This is a genomic window from Flavobacterium urocaniciphilum, from assembly GCF_900110615.1.
Classification (GTDB): domain Bacteria; phylum Bacteroidota; class Bacteroidia; order Flavobacteriales; family Flavobacteriaceae; genus Flavobacterium; species Flavobacterium urocaniciphilum.
This window is the reverse complement of the sequence record NZ_FOEI01000001.1, coordinates 637,488-657,487: the sequence shown is the minus strand read 5'-3', so window position 1 is coordinate 657,487 and position 20,000 is coordinate 637,488. Positions and strand designations below refer to the sequence as shown.

Below are 20,000 nucleotides of genomic sequence, written 5' to 3'. Positions count from 1 at the left end.
GGATTTTTTAATTATTTGATATACAATTTCTTAATTCGCATTATTGGTCCGCCACATTTTACTTCATGACAAGTAATACATTGATCTACCATTTCATTAAAAGCTTTTTTAGAATCTTTAGCAGTATAAATTTCAGCTTGTAATTGTAAAAAAGTTTGAGCATTCGTATTAAAAAAATCGTCTCGCTCCTTCCCTTTTGTAAAAGTAGCTTTTTCTATTTTATTAAAATATTCTGGAAACTTTCCTAAAGAATCATTATTCATAATTCTTTCTTTTAATCTAGTATTCTCAACATACATTTGTTCCATTAACCCTGCCATTTCAGAGATTTCATACATCTCAAACTCTTCTTTTGGCTGAGCTTCTTTTTCTTCTGATTTATTCGTACAACTTACAAATAAAACAGAAAGTGCAAATAATAGAATTCTCATAATTATTTAGCAATTAAAACGCCATGAGCTAAAAATTTCAACTCTTTTTTTGGCTCTTTAATACTATCAATTGAAGCTTGAGATTTTCCTTCATCTTCAGCATAATGTTTCAATTCTGCCACTGAAGTTTCTTCAATAAAAGCCTTACCTTCCACTACAGCATCTCTATTTTGAGCATTCATTGGAACGAAAAAAGCATAATCTTTAAATTTTACAAATGATTTCTGATCATTTCCTAAATCTAATGTCATCCAACATCCTTTGTTTTGACAAATTTCATTAATCTTAGTAGCAAATTTTAAATTAATCGTATCTCCTTCTTTTAAAGAGTTGTATTTTTCTAAAACTTGTTCTTTTGTTAAAGCATTATCAGCTACAATTTTATCTCCAAAAGAAGCATAAGTAACTTTAGTTTCTGCTTTTGGCTCTATTTGTTCTTTTTTACATGAGAAAGCTCCTAATAAAACAAAAGATGCAATAATAATTTTTTTCATATTTTGATTTTTATTGTTACAAAAAAACAAATTTAATTATTTATAGTATACTTTGTTAATAATTATTCGTAAAATGAAATTAAAAAAGTATTTATTTTAATAAATTTGTAAAAAATCAAAATAAAACAATACAATTTTTTACCTATAATGAATAGTTTATTAAGCGACATTAAAATAATTAAAGCACAGACTTCTAAAATAAATGAAGTTGATTTTGAAAACATAACTTTCGGCAATACTTTTACGGATCACATGTTAATTTGTGATTTTAGAAATGGCGCTTGGGAACAACCTGTAATAAAACCTTACGAACCTTTTATGATTGATCCTTCTGCAAAAGTTTTCCATTACGGACAAGCTATTTTTGAAGGAATGAAAGCATATAAAGATGCCAACGAAGATATTTGGTTATTTCGTCCTGATCAAAATCATGAACGTTTCAATAAAAGTGCTGTTAGAATGGCAATGCCAGAAGTACCGGAAGAAGTATTTATTGGAGGTTTAAAAGCATTATTACAATTAGAAAAAGAATGGGTTAAATTTGGTAAAGGAAACGCTTTATATATTAGACCATTTATGATAGCTATTGGAAGCGGTGTTATTGCACAACCTTCTACTCAATATCGTTTCATGATTATTTTATCGCCAGCAAAATCATATTATTCTGGAGAAGTAAAAGTTGTAATTGCAGAACATTTCAGTCGTGCCGCTAATGGTGGAATTGGTGCCGCAAAAGCAGCTGGAAACTATTCAGCACAATTTTATCCAACTAAATTAGCGAATGACCAAGGATTTCAACAAATTATTTGGACAGATGATGCTACACATACAAAATTAGAAGAAGCAGGAACAATGAATGTTTTCTTCAGAATTGGAGATACTTTATTAACTGCACCTACTTCAGAAAGAATTTTGGATGGTGTAACTAGAAAATCTGTTTTGGATATTGCAAAAAGAGATGGAATTGCAACTGAAGTTCGTCCTGTTTTAGTTGAAGAACTTGTAGCTGCTGCTAAAAACGGAACTTTAAAAGAAATTTTTGGAGCTGGAACTGCTGCTGTTATTAATCCAATTGTTGGTTTCTCTTTCAGAGACGAATATTTTGAATTACCAAAATTAGAAAATTCATTTGCTTTAGATATTAAAGAAAAATTAAATAATATTCAATACAAATTAGCCGAAGACACTTTTGGTTGGACGGTGAAGGTTTAGTGTTCAGTCTCAGTTTAAAATAACAGTAAAAAAGTCTCAGTTTAAAGAAATGAAAACTGAGACTTTTTTTATTTTAACTCGCAATCCTGAATCTTGAGACTGTGAATGAAAACTGAAAACTATTTCAATATTTCTTCAAAATTTGGTTTAAAGTAATTCGGACCTTTCATTACTTTACCATCTTCTCTATAAATTGGTTTTCCGTCTTCACCTAATTTACTCATATTACTTCTCTGAATTTCATCAAAAACAGATTCTATTTTATGTTGTAAACCGTGTTCTAAAATAGTTCCACATAAAATATACAACATATCACCTAAAGCATCAGCAATTTCAACAATATCGTTATTTTTTACAGCTTCTAAATACTCTTCATTTTCTTCTTTCATTAATTCAAAACGAAGCATGTTTTTTTGTTCTCCTAAATCTCCTTTCATTTCAGCACTTACTCCTAATCCATAAGTAGTATGAAATAATTTTACAGCGTCTAATTGTTTTTGCATATCATCAAAATTTTAATTCTATAAAATTATATTTTAAATAATGTAATCCTTAAATTTGTTTAAAAATTTATCAACATGTTTTCAAAAGGACAAACCATTTTCGCCATTTTATTTGCAATTACTTTTATTATAATTATAGTATTTATGTATTTGAAAGACAAAAAAATACACCGTCAACAATACAAAGGAGCAAAATGGATTTTATTAGGATTTTTATTATTTATTGTCTTCTTATTTTTGATAAAAACATTTATAATGGATTAATTTTTTTATATTTGATTTCTTAGACATCGGAATACATGAGAATTGCTAAATATTTAACCTTATTATTTTTACTTTTTTTACTGGCATTTGTAGTATTTGTAGCCACACAACCTGCAACGTACCAAATCACAAAGAAAAAAGAGATAAAAATGCCTTCCAATTTAGTTTACGAATATGTAAATGACTTTACCAATTGGGGTGAATGGCAGCAATTTAATAAAGATGAAGATTTTACTTTTACCACTTCTGAAAACACAATAGGTGAAAAATCATTTGTAAAATGGGATTCCGACAATAAAATTATCACTACATTTTCTGAAAAAGATTCTATCGTTCAAGATTATATTGAAAGTAGTAACAAACAAAGCCTACATTGGAAATTTAAAAAAACTAAAACGGGAACTTTAGCTTTAGTAACAATTAAAGGAGATTTAACTTTTAAAGAAAAAATCTATTCTGTTTTAAATGGTGGAATTACGAGTTATGTAGGTCCACAAATTGAAGAAAGTTTAGCAAAAATTAATAATTATTTAGTTAACGAATTGGGAAGTTATAAAATTTCTGTTCAAGGATTAGTAAATCGTCCTGAAACAAATTTTATAGAACAAAAAGATTCCTGTTTAGTAAAAGATTTCCCTAAAAAATCTAAAATTTTATTAAAGTCAATTAAATCATTCATTAAAACAAATAATATAGAAACATTAGGTGTACCGTTTGTAATTTTTCATAATACTCCAAATGGAAACATGATGAAATATTCTATGTGTGTTCCTGTAAAAGATGAAATTTTAACTACGCCAGAAAGTCAAATTCAAGGAAATAGTTTTGAATCCTTTTTAGCCGTAAAAACTACCTTAACAGGAGATTATTCTCATATGAAAGAAGCTTGGTCTAAATCTAGAAACTTTATTTATAAAAATAAATTTGCAGAAGACAGAGCATCAATTTATATGGGAATTTATAAAAAATCGTTACCAGAAGTTAAAGAACCTTCTAAATGGGAAACTGAAGTTTATATTCCTATTGTAAAGAAAAAACCTCAAAGAAGAAAAGTAGAAAAAGATAGTACGGCAACAACTACCACTTCAGAAACAGAACCAAAAGAATAATTTATTTATTTAATTCAACTACAATCATATTGTTGGTCATTTTTGGTCCGAAACTTTTAACTTTAGTCGTACACAAAACAAATAGATTGTTATTGAAAACAGGAACAATAGTCGCGTAATAGCGATTCAATGGATCAGTAATTTTTATAGAATAGCCTTTTTCTTCTGGAATAAAATCGGCTTTTAATTGTAGTAAATACTGATCTTCACAAATATTATAAAACCATTTTTCTTCAGAATTTTCTAATTTTACTTTATGGTTCTTAACAAAATTCATGGTCTTATCTTTATTAATAAAACTATATTGATTATTTAAATTTACTACTTCATTACCAGAAGCATCAATTAGAGTAATTGTTAAACTATCAATTGTTTTTTTGGTTGTAGCATCAATCGGATTGGCAACTAAATACGTTGTAAAATCGAAGCCACAATGAGGTAAGCCATCTTGTGAAAAACAAAATGCAGAAAATAATAATAAAAATAAAAACTTTTTCATAATAAAAATGGCTCGCAAATTACGAGCCAAAGTTACTTGATATTATATTGATAGCAAAATTATTTCACTTAAGGTGTTGTTAAATAAGCATAAACCATATCTTTTTGCTCATCAGTAAGTTTAGCTTTTGGTGCCATTCTTTCAACAATAGGCTTCCATTCTGCAGCAGAAAATTTTGTAGGCTCATATAAACCATGGCATCTTCCACACTTTCCTTCATATAAAATTTTTCCTTGTGCCAAATCAATTGTTTGAGCAGTATTTGTAATTACTTCCGTATTAGGTAATTTATTTGCAGTAGAACATCCTATTGCAAATGCCAAAGAAAATAATCCTATAACAATTTTAGTTTTCATAATGTTTCGTTTTAGTTTATTCAAATATAAAAAAAATCCGTTCCGATAAAAAATCAGAACGGATTTTAACAAATATTTTTTTATTTGGTAAGCTTAATGCTTATTTTACATCCATTAATTCAACATCGAATACTAAAGTTGCATCACCTGGAATTACACCACCTGCACCTTGACTACCATATCCTAAATATGAAGGAATTACAAAACGAGCTTTATCTCCAACTTGTAACAAAGCAATACCTTCGTCCCATCCTTCAATAACTTGTCCAATTCCTAGTGTAAATTCAATTGGTTGTTTTCTTTTATAAGATGAATCGAAAACCATTCCGTTATCTAAAGCACCTTGATAGTGAACAGAAACTTTTTTACCTTTTTCAGCTTGTTTACCACTACCCTTTTGAATAATTTGGTAACGTAAACCGCTTTCTGTTTTTTGAAAACCAACTGCTAATTTTTCCATAGCTTCTTCTGCTAATCTTTTTTGTTCAGCGATTCTTTTTTCTCTTGAACCTTCAAAAGTTCTGAAAGCTTCAATAGCATTCCATTTTTCAGCCTCAGCTCCAACTCTAATAATTTCAATTGAATCTAATGAATCGTTTCCTTCAACTGCATCAACAACATCTTGTCCTTCAACTACATGTCCAAAAACTGTATGTTTTCCATCTAACCAATTGGTTGGTACATGAGTAATGAAAAATTGAGAACCGTTAGTTCCAGGACCTGCATTTGCCATAGATAAAACACCTGGTTTATCATGTTTTAATTCTGGATGAAATTCATCATCAAATTGGTAACCCGGACCACCTGTTCCAATTCCTTGAGGACATCCACCTTGAATCATAAAATCAGGAATAACTCTATGGAATTTTAATCCATCATAATATGGTTTTCCCATTGGTTTTGCATTGTTTTCTAATTGTCCTTCAGCTAAACCAACAAAGTTACCAACTGTTCCTGGAGTTTTATCGTGCGTTAATTTTACTAAAATTGAACCTTTTGCTGTATTAAATTTTGCGTAAATTCCGTCTTGCATTGTTTTAATATTTATATTTGAAATGCAAAAGTACAATATTTTACTTATTTTATGAACACAAAAATCATATCATATTCTCCACAATATAAAGAAGATTTTATTCGATTAAATAAAGCTTGGTTGGAGAAATATTTTTATGTGGAACCTCATGATTTAGAAACATTTAACACTATTGAATCTGACATTATTAATAATGGTGGTGAAATTTTCTTTTGCATAATAGATGACAAACCAGTAGGAACCGTTGCTGTTATTAAAGTCAACGATAAATTGTACGAATTAGCGAAAATGGCTGTTGACGAGAATTATCAAGGATTAAAATTAAGTAATTTACTAATGGAAGCCTCGATAGATTTCGTAAAGAAACAAAATGCTGAAAAGTTGTTTTTAGTTTCCAATCGAATTTTAAAAACGGCATTACATTTATATTTAAAATACAATTTTGTGGAAGTCCCAATGGATGAAACCGATTATGATCGGGCAGATATTCAAATGGAATTAATTTTATAACTATGGAAAACTATATCGATTTAAATAAACAAACATGGAACAATAAAGTGGATGTACATATTGACTCCGATTTTTATGAGCAAGAAAGTTTCATAAACGGAAAAAACTCACTACCTCAAACTGATATGCTAGCTCTTGGCGATGTAAAAGGAAAACGAATTTTACATTTACAATGTCATTTTGGTCAAGATTCTTTGTCTTTAGCTCGATTAGGAGCGAAAGTAACTGGAATAGATTTTTCAGATAAAGCAATTGCAAAAGCAAAAGAATTGAATAATCAATTAGGTTTAGATGCCGAGTTTATTTGTTGCGATGTATATGAAACACTTAATCATATTACCGAAAAATACGATATTGTTTATACTAGTTACGGCACAATTGGTTGGCTTCCAGATGTTGATAAATGGGCAAATGTGATTGCAAATGCCTTAAAACCAAATGGAAAATTTGTTTTTTTTGAATTTCATCCAGTGATTTGGATGTATGATGATAATTTTAACGAAGTATTCTATAATTACTTTAAGTCGGAACCAATAAAAGAAGAATATACAGGTACTTATGCGAATAAAGAATCTGAAATTGTAAACAAAACTATTTCCTGGAATCATAGTTTAAGTGAAGTTTTTCAAGCAATTTTAAAGCAAAATATTTCCATAGAACATTTTGAAGAATTTGACTTTTCAAATTATAAATGCTTCAATGATATGGAAGAATTTGAAACGGGTAAATATCGTATTCAAAAATTCGGAAATAAAATCCCAATGATGTACAGTATTATTGGTATAAAAAAATAATAAAACTAAATATTAAATAAATGAAATCTATTTTTAATCAAACTGATAATCAAGAAATTATATCAAGAATTAATCAATTAACGCCTGAAACAAAAGCGTTATGGGGAAAAATGAGTGTAGATCAAATGCTTAAACATCTTAATGATGCTATTTTAGTTTCATTTAATGAAAAAGAATTAAACGTTCCTTTTATTTTTAGAATTTTAGGAAGAATGATGAAAAGTTCTGTATTAAAACAACCTGAATTTGGCAAAAACAGTCCAACAGCTAAAGAATTTAAATACGATACAAATTTTGATTTTAGCGTCGTTAAAAACGATTTAATTACAAATTTTTCTAGATTTCAACAAGGTGAACAAGCAATAAAATGTGTAAATCATCCATTTTGGGGAAAAATGAATGCCAACGATTGGAATAATTTACAATGGAAACACGTTGATCATCATTTAAGACAATTTGGAGTTTAATAAAAAAGCGCTACAAAATTGTAGCGCTTTTTTATTATCTTTTGGAATAATCTTCCATATTTAAGTCTTTATCAAATGGACTTTTTGTGAATGGATATACGGCTTGTTTTACATATCCTTTAGGGAAATTCGCCTCTAAAAGCCCAGTGTCTTCTGGCCATTCATCTTTTGGTAAAAAATAAGTTCCAAAAAGCTTATCGATAAAAGGAAAAACTGTTGCGAAATTTTTACCATAAAATTTAGGATTCTTACAATGGTGCCAATGATGATATTGTGGAGTGGCGATTATATATTTTAAAAATCCGAAATTAATTCTTGTATTGGCATGAATTAAAACTGCATGAATTGCCATAAATATTACATATACATTAAATGTAATTGTTGAAAACCCGAAAACATATAACGGAATAAAAGCCATAGATCTGGTTACAAAAATATCAACAAAATGCGTTCTTGAACCCGCTAACCAATCCATATTCTCTGTGGAATGATGAATCGAATGGAAACGCCATAAAAAATGGTGCGTATGAAAAATTCTATGTGTCCAATATTGAAATAAATCAGCAACAAAAAATGCTAAAAACAATTCGATTGCAAATGGTAATGAATTTACCCAATTTTGAAATTCTGATAATCCCATCCACCCAAAAAATAGTTTTGCTGGTTGTTGTGTAATAATTCCGAAAAACTGAATTAATAAATGACTAACCGTAAAATACATCAAATCAGTCCTCCATTCTTCATGAAATGTACTTTGTTCTTTTCGTTTAGGAAAAAACATTTCTATTGGAATAAAAATTAAGGTCATTAAAAATAAATCTAATAACAGCCAATCTAAACCTAAATGCCAGTTTGTTTTATTTACAGCCCTTGGGTCAACGTCAAAACCACCAATAAAAATTGTTAATAAGATAAAAACCAATCCAATAATTGCCCATTTTTTATTTTTGCAAAAATCAAACTTATTACTGCAAAAAACATGGCAGCGACTAAACCAGATGTTAATAATATTTTCATACTTTCACCTGTGTATACTTCTCTAAATTCTGGCGTTGTCAACCATTCAGGATATTTAAAACAAATTACACCAAGAAAAGCACTGATGCCTAAAAATATTGAGATATATCCACTGATGTACCCTTGACCTAACTTTAAATTTTCTTTTATTTCCATTTTTATATATAAGAATTACGAATATAAAATGTTTTTTACAAAATCCAATTGCAATATTTTATTTGTTAACTAACTTTGCATTTCAAAATATAAAAATATGCGCGTAGATATAATTACTGTTTTACCTGAAATAATGAAAAGTCCGTTTGAAGGCTCAATGATGAAAAGAGCCATAGACAAAGGATTTGTAGAAGTTCATTTTCATAATTTACGCGATTATAGTACGAATAAACAAAAAAGTGTGGACGATTATCAATTTGGTGGTGGTGCTGGAATGGTTATGAATATTCAACCTATTGATGATTGCATAACGAAATTAAAAAGCGAACGTGATTATGATGAAGTGATTTACATGACACCAGATGGTGAAACGCTGAATCAGAAAATGGCAAATAAAATGTCGATGTTAGGGAATTTAATTATTCTTTGCGGACATTATAAAGGTGTAGATCAACGTGTACGAGATATGCACATTACCAAAGAAATTTCTATTGGTGATTATGTATTATCGGGTGGTGAAATGGGTGCAATAATTTTATGCGATGCCTTATTCCGTTTGATTCCTGGTGTATTAAGTAACGAAACTTCTGCCTTAACCGATAGTTTTCAAGATAATTTATTATCGCCTCCTATTTATACAAGACCTGCAGAATATAAAGGCATGAAAGTACCAGATATTTTATTGAGTGGTAATTTTCCTGAAATTGAAAAATGGCGCGAACAAAAAGCCTACGAACATACTAAAGAAAGACGACCAGATTTGTTGGAAGAATAAATCATTTACGATTTTAGATTTACGATTTACGAAAAAATCACGAGCTTTATCTCGGGATTTTTTATATTTAGAAGTTATACTTATTTTCTACACATTTTTCCTGGTTCAGGCGAAACAAATCCATTTGGATAAAACTCATTATAAACTACATATGTGAATTTATAACATTTAGCATCTGTTTCAATAATTGTGGTTACAATTCTATCTCCAATTTTAATTGGAATACTTGGATTAAAAACTTTCTGACAAACCATTTCATAGGTACAATCATTTATCCAAGTTATTTTCCACTGCATTTCTAATTTTCCGTTATTATAACTTTCTTGAATGGTATTTTTTCTAACACTTACTTTATTTGGGTTGTCTGGATACACAAATTCTCCAATTTTGTATTCTTCACAATTTTTGGTCTGAGCAAAACTAGAACATGCTACTAAACAAAATATAAAACAGATTTTTCTAAACATAATATTATAATATTTCGGATAAATGTATAAAAAAATCCCAAGTTTTACTCGGGATTTTCTATATATATTAATTCGTAAATCTAAAATCTGAAATCGTAAATTACGAATACATTTGTTTTCTTAATTCAGCAATTTTTGCATCATCTAAATATTCATCAAACGTCATATAACGATCGATAACACCTTTTGGAGTTAATTCTAAAATTCTATTTCCAACCGTTTGTGCAAATTCGTGGTCATGAGTTGTGAATAAAACCGAACCTTTAAAATTCTTTAATGAATTATTGAAAGCAGTAATCGATTCTAAGTCAAGGTGATTCGTTGGCTCATCTAACATTAAAACGTTCGCTCTAATCATCATCATACGAGATAACATACAACGCACTTTTTCTCCTCCAGAAAGAACGTTACATTTTTTCAACGCTTCTTCTCCAGAGAAAATCATTTTTCCTAAGAATCCACGAACATAAACTTCATCTCTTTCTTCTTCTGTTTTCGCCCATTGACGTAACCAATCTACTAAGTTTAAATCTACATTATCAAAGAAATCGTGGTTTTCAACAGGTAAATACGATTGTGTAGTAGTAATTCCCCAATCAAACGTTCCAGAATCAGCCGTTTTCAATCCATTTAAAATATCATAAAAAGCAGTTGTAGCACGAGAATCTTTAGAGAAAACTACAATTTTATCTCCTTTTGCCATATTTAAATCTACATCTTTGAATAACAATTCGCCATCAATAGAAGCAGATAAATTTTGAACGTTTAAGATTTGATCACCAGCTTCACGTTCCGTTTCAAAAATAATTGCAGGATATCTTCTACTAGATGGTTTGATTTCATCTAAGTTTAATTTTTCAATCATTTTCTTACGTGAAGTTGCTTGTTTTGATTTTGCAACGTTTGCACTAAAACGACGGATAAATTCCTCTAATTCAGCTTTTTTCTCTTCTGCTTTTTTGTTTTGTTGTGCTTTCTGACGTGCTGCTAATTGAGAAGATTCATACCAGAAAGTATAGTTACCAGAATAATGTGTAATTTTTCCGAAATCGATATCTGAAATATGCGTACAAACCGCATCTAAAAAGTGACGGTCGTGAGAAACTACTAATACTGTATTTTCATAATTTGCTAAGAAATTCTCTAACCAACCAATTGTTTCGAAATCCAAGTCGTTGGTAGGCTCATCCATAATTAATACATCTGGATTACCAAATAAAGCTTGTGCTAATAATACACGTACTTTTAATTTACCATCCATTTCACCCATTAAAGTGTAATGATGTTCGGCTCCAATTTCTAAATTTGATAATAAAGTTGCTGCATCACTATCGGCATTCCATCCATTCATTTCGTCAAATTGCAATTGCAACTCACCTATTCTATCTGCATTTTTATCATCATAATCTGCATACAAAGCATCCATTTCTTGTTTAACAGCGTGTAAAACTTTGTTACCCATTAACACCGTATCTAAAACCGTGTATTCATCAAACATATTGTGATTTTGGTTTAAAACCGACATACGTTTTCCTGGTTCTAAAATAACTCTTCCAGAAGTTGGATCAATATCACCAGCAATTATTTTTAAAAATGTAGATTTTCCGGCACCATTAGCACCAATAATTCCGTAGCAGTTTCCTTGAGTGAAAGTCGTGTTTACTTCATCAAATAAGACTCTTTTACCAAATTGAACAGATAAATTAGAAATTGTAAGCATGTATCAAATTATTTTTTAAATTGCGGCAAAATTAACAAAAATGAACGAGTTTTTGCTATTTTTTTATTTTATAATTATGTTAGGCTTTTTTAACGCTACATTAACATCATTACGAATTTGAAAGAAATATATTTGTTTCGTATTATACAAACATTCTATGCATAAAAATTACATATATAGTAAACTATTTATTTTATCCTTTTTAATTGCATCTTTAGTTTCTTGTAAAGATGGAATAATTGGTGGGAATAATGTGGCTTATTTTGGAGGTGAAATTGAAAACCCCAAAAGTAAGTATGTTGTATTTATGAAAGATGATAAAGTAATTGATACTTTTTATTTAGATAAAAACAACAGATTTTTCCACAAATTCGATTCTTTAACTCCAGGATTATATAGCTTTAAACACGATCCGGAATATCAATATGTATTTTTTGATAAAAACGACAGTATTATGATTCGTTTAAATACAAATGATTTTGATAATACATTAATGTTTTGTGGTCGTGGTGACGAAAAAAATAATTTTATGATGGAATTATTTTTACAAGACATGAATTTAAAAAATAACATGTTTGAAGTTTTTGCAAAAGACGAAAAAACATTTACAAAATATATTGATTCTGCTTACACAAGCACAACAAAGCTTTACGATAAAAGAAAATCATTTATAAATTGGTCTGAAGATTTCGATAAAGTGGCAAAATCTAGTATCGAATTAAATTTTGCAAATAAGAAAGAGATTTTCCCAATTGTACATGAATTTAAAACGGGTAAAAACATCAAAAATAATTTACAACCAAATTATTATAATTATAGAGAAAAAATTGATGTTAACGATACTTCTTTAGTTTATTATTATCCCTATTTGCATTATATGTCGAATATGTTGAATAATATGGCATTAACTAAATCTAAAGATAATTTAGATGAAATGTCTTTAGAAACTAATATTACCAAATTAAAAATTGCTGATACCTTAATTAAAAATTCACATGCTAAGAATTTGGTAATAAACAGCATTGCCAATATGTATTTATTATCAGATCAATGTTCACATAACAATTCTACTTTTTTCAATTTATATTCTAAAATAGTTACCGATAAAAAACTAAAAGACGAAATAATGAAAACGGCAGAATGTGTTAAGAATTTAAAATGCAATCACGTTTTACCAGAAGTTTCATTAGTTGACAAAAACAACAAACCTGTTAAAATCAAAGATTTATTAAAAAAGAAAACGATAATCTATTTTTGGACAAAACAATCAGGTTCACATGCGATTTATTCACATAAAAAAGTAGATGAATTAAAAGCTAAATACCCAGATATTCAGTTTATTTCTATTAACTTCATAAATTCACAAGAAGATTGGCTAAAAGAAATTAAAACAAATAATTACACTAATTCAATTGAATTACGTGCCACTGATTTTAATGAAATCAAGCAAAAATGGGTAATTAATAGAGTTTACAGAACAATGATTATTAATGCTGACGGAACAATTGACAATGCATTTGTGAGTTTGTTTGATGCCAATTTTGAGAATCATTTAAAATAAGTACTTCTTAAAATCAGTATAACATAAATAAAAAAGGCTCTCAATAAATCGAGAGCCTTTTTAGTTTATATGGAAAAATATTATTTATTTCCTTTTTCGAAATCTGCAACGAATTGAGCAATTCCAATATCCGTTAATGGATGTTTCAATAAACCTGTAATTGAAGATAATGGTCCTGTCATAACATCAGCTCCAATCTTAGCACAATTAACAACGTGCATAGTATGACGAACTGAAGCCGCTAAAATTTGAGTTTCAAAACCATAGTTGTCATAAATTTGACGAATTTCATCAATTAAGTTTAAACCATCAGTTGAAACATCATCTAAACGTCCTAAAAACGGAGAACAATAAGTTGCACCTGCTTTAGCCGCTAATAAAGCTTGTCCTGGAGAAAAGATTAAAGTTACGTTTGTTTTAATTCCTCTGTCAGAAAAATATTTACATGCTTTAATTCCTTCTTTTGTCATTGGTAATTTAACAACAATTTGCTCATGTAAATCTGCTAACTCCTCACCTTCTTTAATCATACCTTCTAAATCTAAGGCATTTACTTCAGCACTTACATCACCATCTACTAAGTTACAAATATCTACATAGTGTTTTAAGATATTGTTTTTCCCAGTAATACCTTCTTTTGCCATTAAAGATGGGTTTGTAGTAACTCCATCTAAAATTCCTAACGCTTGAGCTTCTGCAATATCTTTTAAATTTGCTGTATCAATAAAAAATTTCATTTTTTGTATATTTAATTAAGTTGTATTTTATTTTTTTACAAAATTACGATTTAAAACTTCAATATAAAAATCAAATTCCAAATCCTAAATTCCAAATCTTTTAATCTTTAAATCATTCAATTCTTAAATCTAGAGCTTATAATGATTCATTAAGATTTTCTCATACATTTTGTCGGGTAATATTCTTTTCAAAACAATTGAAAATTTCTGCATGAAAGCTCCAACTTTATAATGAATTTTCGGATTTTTAGTATCAATAATTTTATGAATTGCTATAGCCATTTCAATTGGATTACTTCCGCAAGAAACGTGTTCGTTCATCATATTCAATTGTGTTTGATACACATTTTCATACGCAGAACCTTTAATTACAGGAGCATGAAACCTTCTTGATGCAATATCAGTAGCAAAATCTCCTGGAGCAACATTAACAATGTTAATTCCGAACGATTTAGTTTCCATTCGAATCGATTCTGTAATCAATTCTAAAGCTCCTTTTGAAGAAGAGTAAATACTTCTAAAAGGCAATCCCATATAACCTGCAATAGAAGTAACATTTATTATTAAGCCACTTTTTTGTTGTCGCATTTGAGGTAAAACCGCTTTCATGGTTTCAATTGGTCCGAATAAATTCGTGTCGAAATTATTTTTTATTTCTTCTAACGGAATTTCTTCTAATGGTCCAGTTATTCCAACACCAGCATTATTAATTAAAACATCAATTTTTCCTTCTTTTTCTATTATTGTTGAAATGCAAGTTTTTATCGATTCTGAATTTCGAACATCTAAAGCTAAAAGTTTAATTTTTGAATTTTCAACTGTTGATGGATTTCGACTTGTTCCATAAACGATGAAACCTTTTTCTAATAAAAATTCTCCGATGGCTTTTCCAATTCCTGATGAACCACCAGTGATAAGTATTACTTTAGACATATTTATTTTATATACATGATTGAAATTATTAATAATAAAAGTGCAAATATTGCCATAGTTATAGAATTTACAAACAAAATTGCACTTGCTTTAAAGAAAGACATCATTTTTGTTTCGTAGAATAACTGTTTATGAGATTTATAAAACAAATAAATAATATAAACTACTAAGGCAAAATTTAGTAAATCTTGAATGGTTGATAAACCTAATTTAAAAAGAAGAAAATCAACAATTGCATGTATGCTGATTAACAACATTACGGATGAAAAAAAGTGAAACGTAAAAATTCCATGATCAAAATACCACCATTTTTTCTTATTATGAAACAACCATAAAAAGAAAGCAAATAAAGGCATGTATGCAAAAACTACTTTAGGAAAATAGTACTTAATTTTTTCTCCAATTTTTTCAAAAATTTCTTGAGTAGTGTATTTTTTATCTAAATCAGAAATCTTTTTTGTAAAAAAATTAGCATTTGAAATTGCGTCTTGATCAACTTGAATTTCATTAGGTTTATTAGGAGTTTCATTTACTTTTAGCACTGAACTTGTTTCATAACTTAACATTCCAGTCAAAAAGAAACATAAAAAGTTCATAAAAATGAATAACTTAACTGGAGCAACATATTTCTTTCTTTTCCCTTTTAAATATTCAATGGTAAGAATATAAGGTGAAAACAATAAATGTTTGATTGCCTTCCAAAAGCCATTATCATAATGAACTAAATCTTCAATAAAATGAGTGAATAAATAATGAAATGATTTCTTTGTCTCAACATTCTCTTGTCCGCAATAAGAACAAAATCTGACATCAACTACATTCCCGCAGTTTTCACAAGTATTTTTATCTCTTAATACTGCTTTACTCATAATATTAATTTTTGTAAGGTAAAACTAATTAAAAAAAACGAATTTGTAAATTGATATTTTAATAAACAACATTTTAAAATAAACGCAATTGATTATCTTCAATTTCATTTGCAATTAAGTCGACTTCATAAGGAAATGAAAACTCGTTATAATTTGCACCTTGTAACCAATTTGTCTCGTCTTCCCTTTTTAAAATAACAGGCATTCTTTTTTTAGTATTGTGAATTTGACTCATCAAATCATTGGCTTGTGTGGTTAAAATACTAAAAGTGATGTTATTCAATGATTTATTAAATTCGTAAATACCCGCAAAAGCAAATGTTTCATCATTTTTCAATCCAATTTCAAATTTCTTTTTGTTGGTTCCTTTCGAATTAAGCCATTGCCATTCGTAAAATCCATTTGCCAAAACCAAACATCTATTTTGAATTGAATCCTTAAAAGAACTAGTTGTTGTAACATCTTCAATTCTAGCATTTAAAGTAAAATTTTGATGTTTTTTATCTTGAGCCCAATTTGGTAATAATCCCCAAATTCCAGTTTGTAAAAGTTCGTTTTCTGTATTAGTTATTATTGCTGTTTCTGGGTGATCGAAACCATTAACAATTTTTACAGGTTCAATTATCACACCCGATTTCTTTGAAACTTTAAATTGTTTTTCGAGAACTAATCCTTCTTTTTTTTGTTTATAACTAAAACACATTATTTTTGATATTATTATCAAATTTACACAATTTTTAAGAAAATTTACGTTTAACTTATAGTAACTTGCAACTAATAAAATTAACAAACCATGAACAACATAAAAATACTTTGGGTAGACGACGAAATTGATTTATTAAAGCCTCATATTTTATTTTTAGAAAAGAAGAATTACGATGTAACTACTTGTAATAACGGACAAGACGCTATAGATTTATTTAAAGAAAATGCTTATGATGTAGTTTTTTTAGATGAAAATATGCCTGGATTATCTGGATTAGAAACACTTTCAGAAATGAAAGAATTTAAGTCTTCCACACCTGTAATCATGATTACAAAAAGTGAAGAAGAATATATTATGGAAGAAGCTATTGGTAGTAAAATTGCCGATTACCTTATAAAACCAGTAAATCCGAATCAGATTTTATTGAGTTTGAAGAAAAACTTAGACCATTCACGTTTAATTTCAGAGAAAACTACATTAGATTATCAAAAAGAATTTAGAAAAATTGCCATGGAAATGTCTATGATAAATTCTTTTGAAGAATGGGCAGAATTCTATAAAAAACTAGTGTATTGGGAAATTGAATTAGAAAATATTGAAGATCAGAATTTAATTCAAATCTTAGAAAGTCAAAAATCGGAAGCTAATTTACAATTTGGTAAATTCATTGAACGTAATTATGAAGATTGGTTCGATGAAAAAGCAGATAAACCAATTCTTTCTCATAAATTATTTGGTGAATTAGTAGCTCCAGAAATTCGTAAAAAAGAGAAACCAATTCTATTTATTGTTATTGATAATTTACGTTACGATCAATGGAAAGCATTCGAAAGTATTGTATATAACCATTATAAACCTGAAAAAGAAGTTAACTACTACTCTATTTTACCAACTGCTACTCAATATGCTAGAAATGCAATTTTTTCTGGAATGTTGCCTGCTGAAATGGAGAAAAAATTACCTCAATATTGGAAAAATGATACTGATGAAGGTGGAAAAAATTTACATGAAGCTGATTTTTTAAACGAACAATTAAAACGATTAGGATTAAACATTAAAAGTGAATATTATAAAATTACCAACTTACGTGATGGTAAAAAATTAGTAGACAATTTTAAAGCATGTAAAAACAACGATTTAACTACAATTGTTTACAACTTCGTTGATATGTTGTCACATGCAAAAACAGAAATGGATGTTGTAAAAGAATTAGCTTCTAATGATAAAGCGTATCGTTCTTTAACATTAAGTTGGTTTAAAAATTCTCCTTTGTTAGAAATTATACAAATGGCACAACAAATGGGATTCAAGCTGGTAATTACTACAGATCACGGAACGATCAATTGTAAAAATCCATCAAAAGTAATTGGTGATAAAAACACTAGTTTAAACTTACGTTATAAAACAGGTAGAAGTTTAACTTATGAAGATAAAGATGTTTACGCTGTAAAAGACCCGAAAAAAATTGGATTACCTTCGATTAATATGACAAGTTCTTTTATTTTTGCTAAAAGCGATTTCTTTTTGGCTTATGTAAACAACTTTAATCATTACGTAAGTTATTATAGAAATACGTATCAACATGGTGGAATTTCATTAGAAGAAATGATTATTCCTTGTATTGTATTAAATCCGAAGTAAAATTTAAAATATGGTGACTTGTAATTGCAAGTCACCATTTCAAAAAATATGATAGAAACTTACTCTTTAGAAGAAATAAACAAAATTGCCAAACAAATTCTAAGTACGCCAAATTTAAAAAAAGTGATAACTTTTCATGCTACAATGGGAGCTGGAAAAACAACTTTAATTAAAGAATTAGTAAAAGAATTAGGTGTTACAGGAAATTCTAGTAGTCCCACTTTTTCATTGGTAAACGAATATCAATCTGATTCAGGTGAAATCATTTATCATTTTGATTTATACCGTATTAATGACGAATTAGAAGCTTATGATATGGGAATTGATGAATATTTTTATTCTGATAATTGGTGTTTCATAGAATGGCCAGAGAAAATTCCTCATTTGTTACCATTAGATCATGCTTCTATTGTAATCCGACCATTACTTAATGGAAAAAGAGAAATATTACTAAAAAATGATTAAATATCATTTCATAAGTTCCAAAAATTAACTAATTTGGCTACAAATTTTAGATAATCATGTCAATCTATAGTCCATTTTCTGCTAAACAATTACTTCCACAAGAAGAAAAATTGGAAATTGCCAAACATAAAAGTCAGTTATTTATTGGTATTCCAAAAGAAACTTCTTACCAAGAACGTAGAATTTGCTTAACTCCAGATGCCGTAAGTTCATTGGTGAGTCACGGACATAGAGTTATGATTGAAAGTGGTGCTGGAAAAAACTCAAGTTATTCAGACAAAGATTATAGCGATGCTGGAGCTGAAGTAACACATGATACCAAAAAAGTATTTACTTGCCCTATTATTTTAAAAGTTGAACCACCAACTTTGGAAGAAATTGAAATGATGAATATTGAAGCGATTTTAATTTCAGCCATTCAATTAAAAACTCAGAAAAAAGAATATTTCGAAGCCATTACGAAGAAAAAAATAACTTCATTAGCTTTCGAATTCATAAAAGATAGTGATGGTTCTTATCCTGCAGTAAAATCATTAAGTGAAATTGCTGGTACTGCATCCGTTTTAATTGCTGCCGAATTAATGATTAACAATAACGATGGAAAAGGATTATTATTTGGAAATATTACTGGTGTACCACCTACTGAAGTTGTTATTTTAGGAGCAGGAACAGTTGCTGAATATGCAGTAAGAACGGCATTAAGTTTAGGAGCAAATGTTAAAGTATTTGATAATTCTATTACAAAATTAAGAAGACTTCAAAATACTTTAAATCAAAGAATCTTTACTTCAACTATTCACGATAAAGCTTTATTAAAAGCCATTCGCCGTTGTGATGTTGCTATTGGAGCGTTACGTGGAAAAAACCGAACTCCAATTGTAGTTACTGAAACTATGGTTGAACACATGAAACGTGGAGCCATTATTGTTGATGTAAGTATAGACACAGGTGGTTGTTTTGAAACTTCAGAAATTACAACACACGAAAATCCAACATTTATAAAAAATAACGTAATTCATTATTGCGTACCTAATATTCCTTCAAGATATTCTAAAACAGCAAGTATCTCAATTAGTAATATCTTATCTCCTATCTTAATTCAAATTGCTGAAGACGGCGGAATTGAAGCTGCAATCCGATGCAATAAAGGATTGAAAAACGGAATCTATTTTTATCATGGTATCTTAACTAACAAATCTATTGCAGATTGGTTTAATTTAGATCATAGAGACATTAATTTATTAGTTTTCTAATTAAATTTTCACCAATTTAATATAATAC

At 28.7% G+C, this 20,000-nt stretch carries 25 protein-coding genes; 11 read left to right on the top strand and 14 right to left on the bottom strand.

The annotated features are described in order from the left end of the window. Positions 1 to 11 precede the first annotated feature (11 nt). Positions 12 to 431 carry a hypothetical protein gene (locus tag BMY86_RS03075; RefSeq protein WP_091464967.1) on the bottom strand — a complete coding sequence of 140 codons (420 nt, stop codon included), beginning with the start codon at positions 429 to 431 and terminating at the stop codon, positions 12 to 14. A 2-nt stretch (positions 432 to 433) separates the two neighbouring features. Further along, the gene (locus tag BMY86_RS03070) at positions 434 to 925 is read right to left on the bottom strand and encodes a DUF4920 domain-containing protein (RefSeq protein WP_091464966.1); all 492 of its coding nucleotides are present in this window, start codon (positions 923 to 925) and stop codon (positions 434 to 436) included. Between the two features lie 147 nt (positions 926 to 1,072). Between BMY86_RS03070 and BMY86_RS03065 the strand changes: the two genes are divergently transcribed. Beyond that, positions 1,073 to 2,137 (top strand): branched-chain amino acid aminotransferase, encoded by a 1,065-nt coding sequence (locus BMY86_RS03065; RefSeq protein WP_177177111.1) that lies wholly within the window; start codon positions 1,073 to 1,075, stop codon positions 2,135 to 2,137. Positions 2,138 to 2,256: 119 nt separating this feature from the next. Here BMY86_RS03065 and BMY86_RS03060 read toward each other — a convergent pair whose 3' ends face one another. Further along, the gene (locus tag BMY86_RS03060; RefSeq protein WP_091464963.1) at positions 2,257 to 2,640 is read right to left on the bottom strand and encodes a pyrophosphohydrolase domain-containing protein; all 384 of its coding nucleotides are present in this window, start codon (positions 2,638 to 2,640) and stop codon (positions 2,257 to 2,259) included. A 75-nt stretch (positions 2,641 to 2,715) separates the two neighbouring features. Between BMY86_RS03060 and BMY86_RS03055 the strand changes: the two genes are divergently transcribed. Next, entirely contained in the window at positions 2,716 to 2,904 is a 189-nt protein-coding gene (locus BMY86_RS03055; RefSeq protein ID WP_091464961.1) for a hypothetical protein, read from the top strand. A gap of 35 nt (positions 2,905 to 2,939) precedes the next feature. After that, positions 2,940 to 4,013 carry a hypothetical protein gene (locus BMY86_RS03050; RefSeq protein ID WP_091464959.1) on the top strand — a complete coding sequence of 358 codons (1,074 nt, stop codon included), beginning with the start codon at positions 2,940 to 2,942 and terminating at the stop codon, positions 4,011 to 4,013. A 1-nt stretch (position 4,014) separates the two neighbouring features. Here the strand turns inward: BMY86_RS03050 and BMY86_RS03045 are convergent, their stop codons facing one another. The 3 genes from BMY86_RS03045 to BMY86_RS03035 all read right to left on the bottom strand — a co-directional run bounded on the left by BMY86_RS03045 (position 4,015) and on the right by BMY86_RS03035 (position 5,901). Further along, entirely contained in the window at positions 4,015 to 4,512 is a 498-nt protein-coding gene (locus BMY86_RS03045; protein WP_091464958.1) for a hypothetical protein, read from the bottom strand. 68 nt (positions 4,513 to 4,580) lie between these two features. After that, on the bottom strand, positions 4,581 to 4,868 hold the full coding sequence (locus tag BMY86_RS03040; protein ID WP_091464956.1) for a c-type cytochrome: 288 nt from the start codon (positions 4,866 to 4,868) through the stop codon (positions 4,581 to 4,583). Between the two features lie 100 nt (positions 4,869 to 4,968). Then, positions 4,969 to 5,901 carry a peptidylprolyl isomerase gene (locus tag BMY86_RS03035; RefSeq protein ID WP_091464954.1) on the bottom strand — a complete coding sequence of 311 codons (933 nt, stop codon included), beginning with the start codon at positions 5,899 to 5,901 and terminating at the stop codon, positions 4,969 to 4,971. Positions 5,902 to 5,952: 51 nt separating this feature from the next. On the opposite strand from BMY86_RS03035, the gene BMY86_RS03030 reads away from it, so the two are divergent. The 3 genes from BMY86_RS03030 to BMY86_RS03020 are packed head-to-tail and all read left to right on the top strand — an operon-like array spanning position 5,953 to position 7,672. Then, positions 5,953 to 6,411, top strand: coding sequence for a GNAT family N-acetyltransferase (locus BMY86_RS03030; protein ID WP_091464953.1), 459 nt, complete (start codon positions 5,953 to 5,955; stop codon positions 6,409 to 6,411). 2 nt (positions 6,412 to 6,413) lie between these two features. Continuing rightward, the gene (locus tag BMY86_RS03025) at positions 6,414 to 7,205 is read left to right on the top strand and encodes a class I SAM-dependent methyltransferase (protein WP_091464951.1); all 792 of its coding nucleotides are present in this window, start codon (positions 6,414 to 6,416) and stop codon (positions 7,203 to 7,205) included. A 20-nt stretch (positions 7,206 to 7,225) separates the two neighbouring features. Further along, on the top strand, positions 7,226 to 7,672 hold the full coding sequence (locus tag BMY86_RS03020; RefSeq protein ID WP_091464949.1) for a DUF1569 domain-containing protein: 447 nt from the start codon (positions 7,226 to 7,228) through the stop codon (positions 7,670 to 7,672). Positions 7,673 to 7,706: 34 nt separating this feature from the next. Here the strand turns inward: BMY86_RS03020 and BMY86_RS03015 are convergent, their stop codons facing one another. Both BMY86_RS03015 and BMY86_RS13140 read right to left on the bottom strand, forming a co-directional pair. Continuing rightward, a complete protein-coding gene (locus BMY86_RS03015; protein ID WP_218141965.1) occupies positions 7,707 to 8,594 on the bottom strand; it encodes a sterol desaturase family protein in 888 nt (295 codons plus the stop codon). Then, on the bottom strand, positions 8,576 to 8,845 hold the full coding sequence (locus BMY86_RS13140) for a hypothetical protein (RefSeq protein ID WP_218141964.1): 270 nt from the start codon (positions 8,843 to 8,845) through the stop codon (positions 8,576 to 8,578). Before BMY86_RS13140 ends, BMY86_RS03015 begins: the two co-directional genes overlap by 19 nt. A gap of 97 nt (positions 8,846 to 8,942) precedes the next feature. On the opposite strand from BMY86_RS13140, the gene trmD reads away from it, so the two are divergent. Continuing rightward, positions 8,943 to 9,620, top strand: a complete 678-nt coding sequence (trmD, locus tag BMY86_RS03010; RefSeq protein ID WP_091464948.1) for a tRNA (guanosine(37)-N1)-methyltransferase TrmD — start codon at positions 8,943 to 8,945, stop codon at positions 9,618 to 9,620. 80 nt (positions 9,621 to 9,700) lie between these two features. Here the strand turns inward: trmD and BMY86_RS03005 are convergent, their stop codons facing one another. Then, positions 9,701 to 10,087: a hypothetical protein gene (locus BMY86_RS03005; protein ID WP_091464947.1), complete on the bottom strand. Its 387-nt coding sequence runs from the start codon at positions 10,085 to 10,087 to the stop codon at positions 9,701 to 9,703. Positions 10,088 to 10,187: 100 nt separating this feature from the next. Continuing rightward, the gene (locus BMY86_RS03000) at positions 10,188 to 11,807 is read right to left on the bottom strand and encodes an ABC-F family ATP-binding cassette domain-containing protein (RefSeq protein ID WP_091464945.1); all 1,620 of its coding nucleotides are present in this window, start codon (positions 11,805 to 11,807) and stop codon (positions 10,188 to 10,190) included. A 157-nt stretch (positions 11,808 to 11,964) separates the two neighbouring features. Between BMY86_RS03000 and BMY86_RS02995 the strand changes: the two genes are divergently transcribed. Further along, positions 11,965 to 13,368, top strand: coding sequence for a TlpA family protein disulfide reductase (locus tag BMY86_RS02995; RefSeq protein ID WP_091464944.1), 1,404 nt, complete (start codon positions 11,965 to 11,967; stop codon positions 13,366 to 13,368). Positions 13,369 to 13,448: 80 nt separating this feature from the next. On the opposite strand, the gene fsa is transcribed toward BMY86_RS02995, so the two are convergent. From fsa to BMY86_RS02975, 4 genes are all read right to left on the bottom strand, one after another. Then, positions 13,449 to 14,105, bottom strand: a complete 657-nt coding sequence (gene fsa, locus BMY86_RS02990) for a fructose-6-phosphate aldolase (protein WP_091464942.1) — start codon at positions 14,103 to 14,105, stop codon at positions 13,449 to 13,451. A 129-nt stretch (positions 14,106 to 14,234) separates the two neighbouring features. Next, positions 14,235 to 15,038 carry an SDR family oxidoreductase gene (locus BMY86_RS02985; protein ID WP_091464940.1) on the bottom strand — a complete coding sequence of 268 codons (804 nt, stop codon included), beginning with the start codon at positions 15,036 to 15,038 and terminating at the stop codon, positions 14,235 to 14,237. Positions 15,039 to 15,040: 2 nt separating this feature from the next. Continuing rightward, positions 15,041 to 15,907: a DUF3667 domain-containing protein gene (locus tag BMY86_RS02980; RefSeq protein ID WP_091464937.1), complete on the bottom strand. Its 867-nt coding sequence runs from the start codon at positions 15,905 to 15,907 to the stop codon at positions 15,041 to 15,043. Between the two features lie 73 nt (positions 15,908 to 15,980). After that, on the bottom strand, positions 15,981 to 16,610 hold the full coding sequence (locus BMY86_RS02975; RefSeq protein WP_091464934.1) for an SOS response-associated peptidase: 630 nt from the start codon (positions 16,608 to 16,610) through the stop codon (positions 15,981 to 15,983). 90 nt (positions 16,611 to 16,700) lie between these two features. Here BMY86_RS02975 and porX point away from each other — a divergent pair, with 90 nt between their 5' ends. The 3 genes from porX to BMY86_RS02960 are packed head-to-tail and all read left to right on the top strand — an operon-like array spanning position 16,701 to position 19,972. Beyond that, positions 16,701 to 18,254 carry a T9SS response regulator signal transducer PorX gene (gene porX / locus BMY86_RS02970; RefSeq protein ID WP_091464931.1) on the top strand — a complete coding sequence of 518 codons (1,554 nt, stop codon included), beginning with the start codon at positions 16,701 to 16,703 and terminating at the stop codon, positions 18,252 to 18,254. Between the two features lie 48 nt (positions 18,255 to 18,302). Next, complete coding sequence (tsaE, locus tag BMY86_RS02965; protein ID WP_091464929.1) at positions 18,303 to 18,719, top strand: tRNA (adenosine(37)-N6)-threonylcarbamoyltransferase complex ATPase subunit type 1 TsaE; 417 nt, start codon at positions 18,303 to 18,305, stop codon at positions 18,717 to 18,719. A gap of 56 nt (positions 18,720 to 18,775) precedes the next feature. Further along, the gene (locus BMY86_RS02960) at positions 18,776 to 19,972 is read left to right on the top strand and encodes an alanine dehydrogenase (protein WP_091464927.1); all 1,197 of its coding nucleotides are present in this window, start codon (positions 18,776 to 18,778) and stop codon (positions 19,970 to 19,972) included. Positions 19,973 to 20,000: the final 28 nt, after the last annotated feature.